Raw genomic sequence first — 13,003 nt, 5'->3', positions numbered from 1 at the left:
CTTTCCAATGAGCAAGTCCACTGCAATGAGCACTGACACCATGTTGGTGAAGGGCAAAAAACAGAAATCACAAATCATCCAGGCAATGGTTGAGGCCCTCTATCGCTTCAATCCCAAGGCGCTGTTTGGCAGTCCCATCCTGTTCACCCTCTGGCTGGCCGCAGTCATGGCGACCGTGGAGTCCCTGCTGGGGCAGCCTTTCTCCGGCGTCGCCCCCTCGCTGGCCTGGCAGCTGACCGCCTGGCTCTGGCTGACCCTCTGGTTTGCCAACTTCGCGGAAACCCTGGCCGAGGGACGCGGCAAGGCTCGCGCCGACAGCCTGAAGGCGGGCATGAGCCAGCTCAAGGCCCGCCGGGTAGCTAATGCAAAAGATGGTCAGGGCGAATGGGTACCCGCCACCAGCCTGATGAAGGGGGACCTGGTGCTGGTACGCAGCGGCGAGATGATCCCGGCCGATGGCGAAGTGGTCGCCGGTATCGCCTCGGTCAACGAGGCGGCCATCACCGGTGAATCCGCCCCCGTCATCCGCGAGTCGGGCACCGACCGCAGCGGCGTGACCGGCAACACGACGGTCGTCTCCGACGAGATCTGGGTGCGCGTCAGCAACAATCCGGGCGAAAGTACGCTGGATCGGATGATCGCACTGGTGGAAGGGGCCAAGCGCCAGAAGACCCCCAACGAGATGGCGCTCGACGCCCTGCTGGTGGGCCTGACCCTGATCTTCCTGTTGGTGGTCGCCACCCTGCCCTGGTTCCTCGACTACAACGGCACCCAGGTACCGCGCCTCTACCTGATCGCCCTCTTCATCACCCTGATCCCGACCACCATCGGTGGCCTGCTCTCCGCCATCGGTATTGCCGGTATGGATCGATTGGTGAAGCTGAACGTCATCGCCAAGTCTGGCCGTGCCGTCGAAGCGGCCGGTGACGTGCGCACCCTGCTGCTGGACAAGACCGGCACCATCACCTTCGGCAACCGGATGGCCGACGAGTTGATCCCGGCACCGGGCGTCGACCCCGCCCTGCTGGCACAAGCCGCCATGCTGGCCTCGCTGGGTGACAACACCCCGGAGGGCAAATCCATCCTGACTCTGGCCAGCAAGAGCATGGCCAAGCCGAGCCAGCTGGAGAGCGACAAGGTAATCCCCTTCAGCGCCGAAACCCGGCTGAGCGGACTGGATCGCAACGGTCATCAATATCGCAAGGGGGCGGTAGATGCCGTGCTGAACTACCTCAGCCTCGACCGCAAGGCGGTACCTGAGCTGGTGCTCAAGTCAGTCGACAGCATCGCCCGTCAGGGTGGGACTCCGCTGCTGGTCTGCACTCAGGAGAAACTGCTGGGGGTGGTCTACCTCAAGGACATCATCAAGCCCGGTATCAAGGCTCGCTTCCAGATCCTGCGCCACATGGGGATCCGCACCGTGATGATCACCGGCGACAACCCGAAAACCGCCGCCGCCATCGCCGCCGAAGCCGGGGTGGATGACTTCATCGCCGAAGCGACGCCGGAGAAGAAGCTCGCCTACATCCGGCAGGAGCAGGCCGATGGCCGTCTGGTCGCCATGTGCGGTGACGGCGCCAACGATGCGCCCGCACTGGCGCAGGCTGACGTGGGTCTGGCCATGAACGAGGGCACCCAGGCCGCCAAGGAGGCGGGCAATCTGGTGGATCTCGACTCCAACCCCACCAAGCTGCTGGATGTGGTGCTGGTCGGCAAACAGTTGCTGGTGACCCGTGGCGCCCTGACCACCTTCTCCATCGCCAACGACGTGGCCAAGTACTTCGCCATCCTGCCAGCCCTGTTCATCGCCGCCTACCCGCAACTGGGGGCACTGAACCTGATGCAGCTGGGCAGCCCGCAGAGCGCCATCCTGTCGGCCATCATCTTCAACGCCCTGATCATTGTGGCGCTGGTGCCGCTGGCACTGCGTGGTGTCGACCTGAAAGGCTCGGCCGCCAGCCTGCTGCGCCGCAACCTGCTGATCTACGGTGTCGGTGGCCTGCTGGTGCCGTTTATCGGCATCAAGCTGATCGATCTGGTCATTACCGGCCTGGGTCTGGTGTAACGACATAATCGGGATGCGGGTCAGACCCGCATCCCCTGCCATCCATTTGGAGCAAGAGAATCATGATAGCAATCAGAACCCTGTTGACCCTGACCCTGCTGCTGGGAGTGGGTTATCCGCTGGCGGTGACCGGGCTGGCCCAGCTGCTCTTCCCCTGGCAGGCCAACGGCAGCCAGCTGACCGACAGCAAACAACAGCTCATCGGCAGCGCCCTGCTGGGGCAGAAATTCGAGCGGGCTGACTATTTCCATCCCCGTCCCTCCGCCAGCGACTTCAACACCATAGGCGGCAGCGCCAGCAATCTGGGGATGAGCTCACCGCTGCGGGCTGAGTTTGCCGAACAGGCCGCCAAGGCACAGCCGGGAACCAGCTCCCCCGCCATGCTGACCCGCTCCGCCTCTGGCCTCGATCCCCACCTGCCACTGGATGCGGTGCTGGCTCAGGTCGACCGCGTCGCCAAAGAACGTGGACTGGATCCCGCCCAACTGACGGAGCTGGTCAAGTCGGCCACACAAGCTGGTATCCTTGGCCCGCAGGTGGTCAACATTCTCCAGCTGAATCTGCAACTGGATCATAAAAAGGGCGCCTGATGGCGCCCATTCCGGTTTGGTGATGACCTCGATTTTCGAAACGGGCGGTTGGCTCGATAGGGATAACAATGGCTGATGTAGCAAGCGCCGACGCCCTGCTGGCGAATCTGATGCAGGAGCATGGGGATGCGTGATGAGGTAAGGGCCGACGCCCTGCTGGCGAGCCTGGAACAGGAGCACAAGGGCAAGCTGAAGGTGTTTCTCGGGGCCGCTCCCGGCGTGGGCAAGACCTACGCCATGCTGCAGGCGGTGCGGGAACAGGCCAAAGAGGGGGTCGACATCCTGATCGGCGTGGTGGAGACCCATGGCCGGCAGGAGACCCTGGCCCTGCTCGACAAGCTCGCCATCATGCCGCGCAAGATCCACATGCACCGCCAGCAGCGACTGGAAGAGATGGATCTCGACGGCCTGCTCGCCCGCAAACCGGCCATCGCCGTGGTGGACGAGCTGGCCCACAGCAACGCCCCCGGCAGCCGCCACGAGAAGCGCTGGCAGGATGTGGAGGAGCTGCTGAACGCCGGGATTGACGTCTACACCACCCTCAACGTGCAGCATCTGGAGAGCCTCAACGATCTGGTGTGGCAGCTGACCGGGGTCAGGGTGAAAGAGACCCTGCCCGATCAGGTGCTGCTGGAAGCCGACAGTCTGGTGCTGATCGACCTGCCCCCCAAGGAGCTGCTCGGCCGCCTCAAGGAGGGCAAGGTCTATGTGCCCCATCAGGCCAAGGCGGCACTGCAATCCTTCTTCTCCCTCAACAACCTCACCGCATTGCGGGAGCTGGCGATGCAGACTGCCGCCAGCCATGTGGAGGGGGATCTGCAATTGCAGTGGCAGGCCGCCGGCAAGACCACACTGCCGCTGCGGGGCAAGCTGATGGTCTGCCTCGGCGATCAGCACGGCGCGGCCCTGGTGCGCTACGGTCACCGCTTTGCCCAGCGCCGCCAACTCCCCTGGCTGGTAGTGCATGTCGACAGCAATGGCCGCCGCTCGGCCGATGTGGAGCAGGCGCTGGCGCTCGCCTCCCACCTCGGTGCCAAGGTGCTGACGCTATCCAGCCCGGCGGTCGCCAACACCCTGCTGGAGACCGCCGAACAGCAGCAGGTCTCCCAACTGCTGCTCGGCAAACCGCACAAGGCGCCGTGGCGTCGCTCGCTGGTGCAGCACCTGCTCAAGCAGGCACAGGGGCTGGAGATCACCCTGGTCGATACCGAGAAGCAGAAGCCCGAAGTGGGGATGCGCGTCCCGACCCCGAAGGATATTCACCACAGCCTGCTGGCGGTGACCATCATGGGGATCACCTCGGCCGCCGCCTGGGGCCTCTCCTACTGGCTGCCGCCAGCAGCGTTGCCGCTCATCTTTGTACTGGGGGTGCTGGCGACAGCCCTCACCACCAGTCTAGTGCCCGCCACACTGGCGGCGGTGCTGGGCTTTATCGCCCACAATCTGCTCTTCACCGCCCCCTACTTCTCCCTGAGCGTTGCCAACCACAGCGACCTGCTCACCCTGTTTGTGCTGCTTATCGTCGGCATGACCGCGGGACGCCTCGCCTCCCGCCAGCGGCAACAGCTGATCGGTCTGCGCGAGACCCAGCAGCTGGGCAATGCCCTGCTCTCCCTCAGTCAGGGGCTGGCCACTGCCAGCAGCCCGGAGGAGGTGCTCAGACAAGGTGCCCAGGCCATTTCACTGGCGCTCGGCCAGCCGACCGTGGTGATCGACAAAGAGTTCAACGATCGGCTCGGCAACGAGAAGCACAGGCCCGGCCAGACCGACAAGGCGGCCATCGACTGGTGTCTGGCCCAGAAGCAGAGCGCCGGAGCCCACACCGCCACCCTCAATGCTGCCGAGGCCCAGTATCACCATCTCAGCGACGATCTGGTGATCGGCATAACGCTGGCCAATCCGCTCTCCTCCTCCGCCGAGCATCAGCTGCAGGCGCTGCTCACCGATATTCGCGCCGCGCTGGCGCGGATCGACCTCAACGAGCGGCTGGCCGACAGTCAGTTGCAAGCGGAGACCGACCGGATGCGCGCCGCCCTGCTCTCCTCGGTCTCCCACGATTTGAAGACGCCGCTGGCGACCATCATGGGGGCTGGCAGCACCCTGCTGGAATATGGTGACCGGATCCCCGCCGAAGACCGCGACGAACTGCTCCACTCGGTGCAGGAGGAGGCGCGCCGCCTCCACAGCTATGTGCAAAATCTGCTGGATATGACTCGTATCGGCTCCCCCGACTTCCAGCTGAAACGGGACTGGGTCGATCTGGCGGATCTGGTGGAGAGCGCCCGCAAGCGGCTCGAATCCTCCTGGCGCCAGCACAAGCTGCTGGTCCATTTCGATCAGCATGTGCCCCAGCTCTATGTGCACGGCGCCCTGATCGAGCAGGTGCTGGTCAATATCCTCGACAACGCCTCCCGCTACTCGCCGGCTGGCACCCCCATCGAGTTCAAGGTGATGGTGGCCGAACCCGACCTCATCATCGACATCATCGATATCGGGGTCGGTATCGCCGAGTCGGATCGGGAGAAGATCTTCAATCTCTTCTACACCCAGCCGGTGGGCGATTGCGGCAGCCGTGGCACCGGGCTTGGCCTCGCCATTTCCCGCGCTATGATAGAGGCCCACGGCGGCAAGATTTGGGCCTTCTCCGGCCCCAATGGCAACGGCACCTGCATGCGCATCTCTCTGCCGCTAGCCCTCAATTCACCGGAGGTCTGATGGCTGACCGCCAGCTCGGGTCACTCAGCCCCTCCCACCATTCACCTCTGGAGGTTAGATGGCGCACATTCTGGTCATAGATGATGAAGCGGCGATCCGTCGCTTTCTGCGGATCAGCCTGATTGCCGAGGGGCATCAGGTGAGTGAGGCGGTGGGGGTCAATGAAGGGCTGGAGCAGTATCGCCACCTCAATCCCGATCTGGTGATCCTCGATCTCGGTCTACCGGATGGCGATGGTATTCAGGTATTGCAGGCCATTCGCGAGCATCACCCCAATCCTGTGCTGGTGTTGTCGGCCCGCGATTCGGAGCAGGAGAAGGTGCGGCTGCTGGATGCCGGCGCCAACGACTACATGAGCAAGCCGTTCGGCATCGGCGAGATGATGGCTCGCATTCGCGTGCTGTTGCGCCAGCGGGCTGGCGTCAGCAGCGGCGAGCGGCGCCACTTCCCCCAATGCGGCCTGACGCTTGATGTCAGCAGCCACAAGGTGACCATGAAGGAGGAGGAGATCCCCCTCTCTCGCAAGGAGTTCGCCCTGTTGCAGGCGCTGGTGTGCCACCCCGGCAAGCTGGTGATGCAGACCCAGCTGCTCAACGACATCTGGGGGCCGAGCCACAAGGAGGACACCCACTACCTGCGCATCGTCATCGCCAGCCTGCGCAAAAAGCTGGGGGATAACCCCCAGCAACCGACGCTTATCGAGACCGAATCAGGTATCGGCTACCGCTTTATCGGCAACTGATGTTTCACGTGGAACGGCGCCCGCAGCAAATCAGCGCCAGCAGACCGCAGCCACTCAGCAACAGGCCGAGATCCTGCAATCCGGCCGCCACCGCCAACCCCAGACTGAGCAGCAGGTAGTAGCCAAGCCCGAACAGGGCGCCGGCACTGCCCGCCACCTCGCGATAGGCCAGCAGCGCCTGACTCAGCACATTGGGGATCGCCACCCCATAGGCCACCACGATTCCCATCATGGGCAACAGGAACCAGAGGTTGCCCTGAGTCACCCATACCAGCAGCCCGGCAACCAGCGCCAGAGCGCAAGCCAGTCTGACCAGAGAGGACGGCAGCCACCCTCTCCCCAGCAGATGCTTGTTGAGCAGGCTGCCGAGCAGAGTCGCCAGCGCCAGCAAGATCCCCGAATAGCCAAACTCGCCGGTGCTCAATCCCAATCCGGCAAACAGGAATGGGGCCAGACTGTAGTAGCCAAACAGCATGGTGTTGAACAAGGCGACCAGCATGGCACTGCGCCAGAGCCCACCATCCTTCATCATCCGGCACGCCAGCGGCCAGAGTTCGACTTGCCGGGTGGTGGCCGGACGGGTTTCCGGCAACTGCCAGCAGGTCACCAGCAGCAAGCCTACCGCCAGTATCAGCAGACCGCTGAACACCCCGAGATAGCCAAACCAGCTCGCCAGCTGACTGCCACTGAGCAGCCCCAGCACCGGACTGAGTGAGAGCGCAATGCCCATCACCGAGAAGACCCGCGCCAGATCGCTCCCCTGATAGCTATCGCGCAGCATGGTCTGGGTCACCACGGATCCCACCGCAGCGCCAAAGGCCGAGATGATCCGGGCCAGCAGCAGGGTTTCAAACTGGTTGGCCAACAGCGCCAGCAGGGTGCCGACACCATAGGTGAGCAGACCCGCCAGCATGGCGGGACGCCGCCCGATCAGATCGCAGAGCCGCCCCCAGCAGACCACGCCCACCGCAAACGCCAGAAAATAGAGCGACAGGGTCTGGGATGCCTGCCCTTCGCTCACCTGAAACTGGCTGGCGATGTGGGTCAGGACCGGGCTGTAGATGGTCTCCACTATTTGGGGAAACATCATCAATCCCACCACCAGCCAGAGCGGTGGCAACTTGTTGTTCATGACAAACCTCCTTCACAAGAGGTCGCCATTCTAGAGAGATGCCGATTGTCTGATTACAATAAGCAGGACTATAAACATCAAAAATCGGACATATGGCCTTTATTCTTCCCGATCACCCTTTTGACCCCGACCAGCTGACGGGCAGCGTGATCGGCATTGCCTCCGCCCTCGGCTGGCACGACTCGGGCCAGCATCAACATCAGCGCCATCAGCTGCTGTTCGCCCAATCCGGCTGCATGACCATGGAGCTGGAAGGTCGGGTCTGCCTGCTGCCGCCCACCCGCGCCGCCTGGCTGCCTGCAGGCACCGAACACAGGATCTTGATGCGCGGTGTGGTGGCCTACCGCTCCCTCTACTTCCAACCACACCCCGAGTTGCCCGGCACGGTGGAGGTGCTGGCGGTCAATCCGCTGCTGCACGAACTGATCGAACGGATGGCGCTCTGGCCGTGGGACAAACCGCAAGAGCAGCAGCAACGGACGGTGGCACTGTTTATGGAGGAGTTGGGGCAGGCGCCACGGGAGTCGTGGCAGTTGCCGCTGCCGACCGATCCCAGACTGGGCGACTGGCTACAGCAGTTGAAGCGGGGGGATGCACTGCCCGATCGGCTCAACCGGCTGGCCGAACGGGTGGGTGCCAGTGACAAGACCATTGGCCGCATCTTCATGCGGGAGACCGGCATGAGCTATCAGGCGTGGCGTCAGCAGTGGCGGCTGTTGCGCGCCATGGAGCTGCTGGCAGAAAGCGAGCCCATCAGCCGGATTGCCGCTGCGCTGGAGTTCTCCAGCGACAGCGCCTTCATCAGCTTCTTCAAACAACATACGGGACAGACCCCCCTGCGCTACCTCAACTCTCGGGGTGAGTCGCCACAGCCTGGCTCGCCTCCACCACCAGGGTATCCAGCGCCAGCGGCTTGAGATTGTGCAGCGCATCCTGCATCACGGCGTGGGATGCCTGTTGCAACTCGCTCTGCACATCTTGCTCCAGCTGGGCACTCTCCAGCTCGGGCCACGGGTTTTCGTTGGCCATCACGTTCAGGCTCAGGACACTCACAATCAGGGTAGCGATCAGGCTTTTCATCTGGTTTGCTCCGGTATGGTTGAGATGACCAGATAGCTATTCCAATAGTTGTGCCAATCCTCACGCAATTCATAACATGATGATTTTGTTTAAATTAACTATATCTCGATACCAAATTGAGTCGCAAAATGCATTCCGCTCGGTCATTTTTAAACCAACAGTTGGTGCTTTTAACCACGCTTGATTTTTGCACCATGTTTCACGTGGAACGTCCCATCTTTTTGATCGACACCCGCTTTTAAACTGAGCTATGGTGCTACATCCCCGTAACTCAAATCTGGATCTGTCACTGAATGGAATTTTCCTTGTTCGGCGAGAAGTTCACTCGCCACGCCGGTATTACCCAACTCATGGATGACCTCAATCAGGGGCTGACCAATCCGGACGCCATCATGCTGGGTGGCGGCAATCCGGCCCCCATCCCCGCCATGCTGGAACGCTTTCAGGCCGAGGCCAAGAGCCTGCTCGACAACGGCGAGCTGGTCAAAGCGATGGCCAACTACGACGGCCCCCAGGGCAAAGACAGGTTCACCAAAGCGCTGGCCGCCCTGCTCAGCAAGGAGCTGGGATGGGATATCTCGGCCCGCAATATCGCCCTGACCAACGGCAGTCAGAATGCCTTCTTCTACCTGTTCAACCTGCTGGCTGGCGAATTTGCCGATGGCCGCAAGAAGAAGGTGCTGTTCCCGCTCGCCCCCGAATACATCGGCTATGCCGACTCAGCGCTGGCCGACGACTACTTCGTAGCCTACAAGCCCACCATCGAGAAGCTGCCCGATGGCCAGTTCAAATACCACGTGGATTTCGAGAGCCTGCAGGTGGGCGACGATATCGGGGTGATCTGCGTCTCCCGCCCAACCAACCCCACCGGCAATGTGCTGACCGATGAAGAGATCGAACATCTCGATCAGATCGCCCGCGACAAGGGAATCCCGCTGCTGATCGACAACGCCTACGGCGTCCCCTTCCCGGGCATCATCTTCAGCGAAGCCAAGCCGTTCTGGAACGCCAACACAATCCTCTGCATGAGCCTCTCCAAGCTGGGCCTGCCGGGCACCCGCTGCGGCATCGTCATCGCCGACGAGAAGATCATCCAGGCCATCACCAACCTGAGCGGCATCATCAATCTGGCGCCGGGCAGTCTGGGGCCCGCCATCACCATCCCGATGATCGAGAGCGGCGATATCATCACCCTCAGCGAACAGGTGGTGAAACCCTTCTATCAGCAAAAGGCAGAGCTGGCGGTGCAGCTGCTGCGCGAAGCGATCCCCGACCCGCGCTTTCACATTCATAAACCGGAAGGGGCCCTCTTCCTCTGGCTCTGGTTTGAAGGCTTGCCGATCCACTGTCAGGAGCTGTACGAGCGACTGAAGGCGAAGAACCTGCTGATCGTGCCGGGGCACTACTTCTTCCCCGGTATCGATGACCCCGAGTGGCGCCACAGCCAGGAGTGCATCCGCCTCAACTACTCCCAGAGCGAGGAGCTGGTGCGCAGTGGCATCGCCATTCTGGCCGACGAGATCAACGCCCTCTACGCCGGCTAAGTCAGTCCGGCCAGCCAAAAACAGAAAGGCCTGCAGATGCAGGCCTTTATTGTTTATCGCGATCCGGTTTGCTTAGCCGGGCAGCGCCAGCTGCTCGGGTTTACCGATGGGGATGGCGCGGGGCTTGAGCGCCTCCGGCAGTTCGCGGGCCAGATCGATGGTCAGCAGACCATGCTCCAGCTTGGCACCCTGCACTTCCACGTGCTGGCTCAGCTTGAAGGCGAGCTCGAAGTCACGCTCGGCAATTCCCTGATGGAGGAACTGACGCTCACCGGCCGCAGCCCCTTTGCGCCCCTTCACCTTGAGGGTGCCGTTTTCGGTCTCCAGCTCCAGCTCTTCGCGCTCGAAGCCAGCCACGGCGACCGTGATGCGATAGCCATCCTGATCGCGCTTTTCAATGTTGTACGGGGGGTAAGCGGTGGTCTTCTGCTCGAACAAACCTTCCAGCTCACGGGCCATCCGCTCGAAGCCGACAGCGTTGGAATAGAGATGAGAAAAATCGAGGTTACGCATAATCCTATCCTTCTAATAAGCAACAGGTTCAACTCTCCACAGGCCCGTCATCGGCACCCGGGAAATTTTAAAATTTCAGTGAATTCAGGCTATCAGCCGTTGATCTCAATCTTGCGCGGCTTCATCGCCTCGGGCACTTCACGCACCAGCTCGATGTGCAGCAAGCCGTTTTTCAGGTCGGCCCCTTTCACCCGCACATAGTCGGCCAGCTGGAAGCGACGCTCGAAACCACGTTCGGCAATCCCCTGATAGAGATAGTTGCGCCCGGTGTCGGCCTGCTTGTTGCCCTTCACCGTCAGCAGATTTTCCTGGAAGCTCAGCTCCAGCTCTTCCTGGGTAAAGCCCGCCACCGCCATGCTGATGCGGTAGTCGTTGTCACCCAACTGCTCGATGTTGTAGGGGGGATAACCGGCATTGCCATTGCTGGCCGCAGATTCGATGAGATTGGCCAGACGATCGAAACCGATGGCAGAACGATAGAGCGGAGAAAAGTCGATAGAACGCATAGTATTACCCTCTTGTGAGCGATAACGGATTGTTTGCCCTCCTTATGGACGGGCGCCTGGTCGAAACCTCTGTCGAGCGTTCCGGCCTTGTTACCTATATAGGGGATCACTTTTTCCTTTCAAGGGGATTTTTTCAAATTTTTTAAATGGCCGCGCCGACCTGTAGAAAATCAACCTCTTGGCCCGATAGTGATGATAATCGACCCGTGGGCCACTGATGGCAACTCGCTTAGCGCCCCATAATTGGTTGCATATCCACCAGCCAACATGGAGCCATCCCATGAAGATTACCCAGGTTCGCAACGCCACCCTGCTGCTCAACTATGCCGGCACCCGCTTTCTGATCGACCCCATGCTCTCGGCCAAGGGAGCCTTCCCCGGCTTTGAGGGCACCGCCAACAGCCATCTGCGCAATCCGCTGGTCGAGCTGCCGCTACCGATCGATGAGCTGGTCGATGTGGACGCCGTTATCGTCACCCACGACCATCCCGACCACTGGGATGATGCCGCCAGAGCCCGGATCCCCAAGCATCTGCCGCTCTTGGTGCAACATCAGAAAGATGCTGATGCCATTCGTGCCAGTGGATTTGAGGATGTGCGCCTGCTGAGCGACCAGCCCGAGTTTGCCGGCATTCGCCTGCAGCAGACCGGTGGCCAGCACGGCAGCGACCAGTTGATGGCGGTACTGGGCGAGCGCATGGGAGAGGTATGCGGCGTGGTCTTCTCCCACCCCGATGAGCAGTGCCTCTATCTGGCCGGTGATACCATCTGGCATCCCACGGTCGAGCAAGCCCTGCAACAGCATCAGCCTGAGGTCATCATCCTCAACTGCGGCGATGCACAGGTGCCCGGACTCGGTTCCATCATCATGGGCAAGGAGGATGTCGCCGCCGTATATCAGGCGGCACCGCAAGCCACGCTGATCGCCAGCCATATGGAGGCGGTCAACCACGCCGTGCTGTCACGCCAGGAGCTGCGCAACTATCTGGCGAAACGGGGCATGACGGATCGGGTACGGGTGCCGCAAGATGGCGAGGCGATATCACTGTGACCCGCAGGGGGGCCATGCCAGACATGGCCCTTCGGCTTTCACTGTCAGACGCTTATGATGAGTGGTCTGCGCACAGAGAGGAGCCAACATAATGCCCACCCCGATCGTTGCCGTGGTGACCTTCGATCACTTCAGCCCTTTTCACTGCGCCGTTCCCTGCCTCATCTTCGGCGATATCCTGCCGGGCCAGCCGCTGTTCGAGCTCAAGATCTGCTGCGGTGATGGCAACCGCCACGCACACTCGGCGCAAGGCTTCACCATTCAGGCGCCCCATGGGCTGGAGGTGCTGGCCGAGGCGGAGATCATCGTTATCCCCTTCTGGCACGACCCGGCAGCACGGCCACCCGCTGCGTTGCTCGATGCCCTGATTGCCGCCAGAGCCAGAGGCGCCCGACTGGTCGGGCTCTGTCTTGGCACCTATGTGCTCGCCTACGCCGGACTACTTAATGGTCGCAAAGCATCGACCCACTGGGAGTATGAGCAGGATTTCTGCCACCGCTTTCCCTGCGTGCAGCTTGATACCAACGCCCTCTATGTGGATGACGATGGGCTGGTCACCTCGGCAGGCACTGCCGCCGGGCTGGACTGCTGCCTCTATCTGGTGCGCCAGTACCACGGCTCAGCCATCGCCAACAAGGTGGCGCGGCGGCTAGTGATCCCGCCCCACCGGGAAGGGGGCCAGGCCCAGTTTATCGAGCAGCCGGTACCCGCCTCCACCCGCGATGTCCGGATGAACCAGTTGCTCGATCACCTGCGTGCTCATCTGGCAGAGCCCCATACCCTGGACTCTCTGGCAGCCCATACCCTGATGAGCCGACGCACCTTTACCCGCCGCTTTCATCAGGCTACCGGCCTCTCGGTGGGTGAATGGCTGCTGGCGGAGCGGCTCCGGCGTAGTCAGGAGTTGCTGGAGGTAAGCGGTCATTCTATCGACCGCATTGCCGAGCTGGTTGGCTTCAAGAGTGCCACCTCTCTGCGCAATCACTTCCGCACCCGCTTTGCCATCTCCCCCAGCGAGTGGCGACGATCTTTTCGTGGCAACAATGTCTGATGACATCCTCTATA

Annotated in this window: 12 protein-coding genes; 8 read left to right on the top strand and 4 right to left on the bottom strand. The window is 61.7% G+C overall.

What is annotated here, in order from left to right; translation table 11 throughout:
* Positions 1-7: 7 nt before the first annotated feature.
* The 4 genes from kdpB to ACB035_RS17020 all read left to right on the top strand — a co-directional run bounded on the left by kdpB (position 8) and on the right by ACB035_RS17020 (position 6,112).
* On the top strand, positions 8-2,065 hold the full coding sequence (kdpB, locus tag ACB035_RS17035) for a potassium-transporting ATPase subunit KdpB (protein WP_047439857.1): 2,058 nt from the start codon (positions 8-10) through the stop codon (positions 2,063-2,065).
* Between the two features lie 62 nt (positions 2,066-2,127).
* Entirely contained in the window at positions 2,128-2,655 is a 528-nt protein-coding gene (locus tag ACB035_RS17030) for a potassium-transporting ATPase subunit C (protein ID WP_371167773.1), read from the top strand.
* Between the two features lie 126 nt (positions 2,656-2,781).
* On the top strand, positions 2,782-5,370 hold the full coding sequence (locus tag ACB035_RS17025; protein WP_371167772.1) for an ATP-binding protein: 2,589 nt from the start codon (positions 2,782-2,784) through the stop codon (positions 5,368-5,370).
* A gap of 58 nt (positions 5,371-5,428) precedes the next feature.
* Complete coding sequence (locus tag ACB035_RS17020) at positions 5,429-6,112, top strand: response regulator (protein ID WP_047439862.1); 684 nt, start codon at positions 5,429-5,431, stop codon at positions 6,110-6,112.
* A 4-nt stretch (positions 6,113-6,116) separates the two neighbouring features.
* Here the strand turns inward: ACB035_RS17020 and ACB035_RS17015 are convergent, their stop codons facing one another.
* Positions 6,117-7,244, bottom strand: a complete 1,128-nt coding sequence (locus ACB035_RS17015) for a multidrug effflux MFS transporter (RefSeq protein WP_371167771.1) — start codon at positions 7,242-7,244, stop codon at positions 6,117-6,119.
* A 92-nt stretch (positions 7,245-7,336) separates the two neighbouring features.
* On the opposite strand from ACB035_RS17015, the gene ACB035_RS17010 reads away from it, so the two are divergent.
* Positions 7,337-8,161, top strand: a complete 825-nt coding sequence (locus ACB035_RS17010; protein ID WP_371167770.1) for a helix-turn-helix transcriptional regulator — start codon at positions 7,337-7,339, stop codon at positions 8,159-8,161.
* Here the strand turns inward: ACB035_RS17010 and ACB035_RS17005 are convergent.
* A complete protein-coding gene (locus ACB035_RS17005) occupies positions 8,091-8,324 on the bottom strand; it encodes a hypothetical protein (protein ID WP_371167769.1) in 234 nt (77 codons plus the stop codon). The genes ACB035_RS17010 and ACB035_RS17005 overlap by 71 nt on opposite strands.
* A gap of 293 nt (positions 8,325-8,617) precedes the next feature.
* On the opposite strand from ACB035_RS17005, the gene ACB035_RS17000 reads away from it, so the two are divergent.
* A complete protein-coding gene (locus ACB035_RS17000; protein ID WP_371167768.1) occupies positions 8,618-9,868 on the top strand; it encodes a valine--pyruvate transaminase in 1,251 nt (416 codons plus the stop codon).
* A 72-nt stretch (positions 9,869-9,940) separates the two neighbouring features.
* Here ACB035_RS17000 and ACB035_RS16995 read toward each other — a convergent pair whose 3' ends face one another.
* Positions 9,941-10,381, bottom strand: a complete 441-nt coding sequence (locus ACB035_RS16995; protein WP_108614333.1) for an Hsp20 family protein — start codon at positions 10,379-10,381, stop codon at positions 9,941-9,943.
* Between the two features lie 92 nt (positions 10,382-10,473).
* On the bottom strand, positions 10,474-10,887 hold the full coding sequence (locus ACB035_RS16990) for an Hsp20 family protein (RefSeq protein WP_005339298.1): 414 nt from the start codon (positions 10,885-10,887) through the stop codon (positions 10,474-10,476).
* 280 nt (positions 10,888-11,167) lie between these two features.
* Between ACB035_RS16990 and ACB035_RS16985 the strand changes: the two genes are divergently transcribed.
* Positions 11,168-11,938, top strand: coding sequence for an MBL fold metallo-hydrolase (locus tag ACB035_RS16985; RefSeq protein ID WP_371167767.1), 771 nt, complete (start codon positions 11,168-11,170; stop codon positions 11,936-11,938).
* Between the two features lie 91 nt (positions 11,939-12,029).
* The gene (locus ACB035_RS16980) at positions 12,030-12,989 is read left to right on the top strand and encodes a helix-turn-helix domain-containing protein (protein WP_371167766.1); all 960 of its coding nucleotides are present in this window, start codon (positions 12,030-12,032) and stop codon (positions 12,987-12,989) included.
* Positions 12,990-13,003: the final 14 nt, after the last annotated feature.

The sequence above is a fragment of the Aeromonas sp. S12(2024) genome, assembly GCF_041402305.1.
GTDB lineage: Bacteria > Pseudomonadota > Gammaproteobacteria > Enterobacterales > Aeromonadaceae > Aeromonas > Aeromonas veronii.
Note: the sequence above shows the minus strand (reverse complement) of the source record. Positions and strands in the feature narration are given on the sequence as shown.

Bases quoted from the DNA above. Each gene is read 5' to 3' on its own strand.
- kdpB (WP_047439857.1), top strand. From the start codon at position 8: ATGAGCAAGTCCACTGCAATGAGCACTGACACCATGTTGGTGAAGGGC.
- ACB035_RS17030 (WP_371167773.1), top strand. From the start codon at position 2,128: ATGATAGCAATCAGAACCCTGTTGACCCTGACCCTGCTGCTGGGAGTG.
- ACB035_RS17025 (WP_371167772.1), top strand. From the start codon at position 2,782: ATGCGTGATGAGGTAAGGGCCGACGCCCTGCTGGCGAGCCTGGAACAG.
- ACB035_RS17020 (WP_047439862.1), top strand. From the start codon at position 5,429: ATGGCGCACATTCTGGTCATAGATGATGAAGCGGCGATCCGTCGCTTT.
- ACB035_RS17015 (WP_371167771.1), bottom strand. From the start codon at position 7,244: ATGAACAACAAGTTGCCACCGCTCTGGCTGGTGGTGGGATTGATGATG.
- ACB035_RS17010 (WP_371167770.1), top strand. From the start codon at position 7,337: ATGGCCTTTATTCTTCCCGATCACCCTTTTGACCCCGACCAGCTGACG.
- ACB035_RS17005 (WP_371167769.1), bottom strand. From the start codon at position 8,324: ATGAAAAGCCTGATCGCTACCCTGATTGTGAGTGTCCTGAGCCTGAAC.
- ACB035_RS17000 (WP_371167768.1), top strand. From the start codon at position 8,618: ATGGAATTTTCCTTGTTCGGCGAGAAGTTCACTCGCCACGCCGGTATT.
- ACB035_RS16995 (WP_108614333.1), bottom strand. From the start codon at position 10,381: ATGCGTAACCTCGATTTTTCTCATCTCTATTCCAACGCTGTCGGCTTC.
- ACB035_RS16990 (WP_005339298.1), bottom strand. From the start codon at position 10,887: ATGCGTTCTATCGACTTTTCTCCGCTCTATCGTTCTGCCATCGGTTTC.
- ACB035_RS16985 (WP_371167767.1), top strand. From the start codon at position 11,168: ATGAAGATTACCCAGGTTCGCAACGCCACCCTGCTGCTCAACTATGCC.
- ACB035_RS16980 (WP_371167766.1), top strand. From the start codon at position 12,030: ATGCCCACCCCGATCGTTGCCGTGGTGACCTTCGATCACTTCAGCCCT.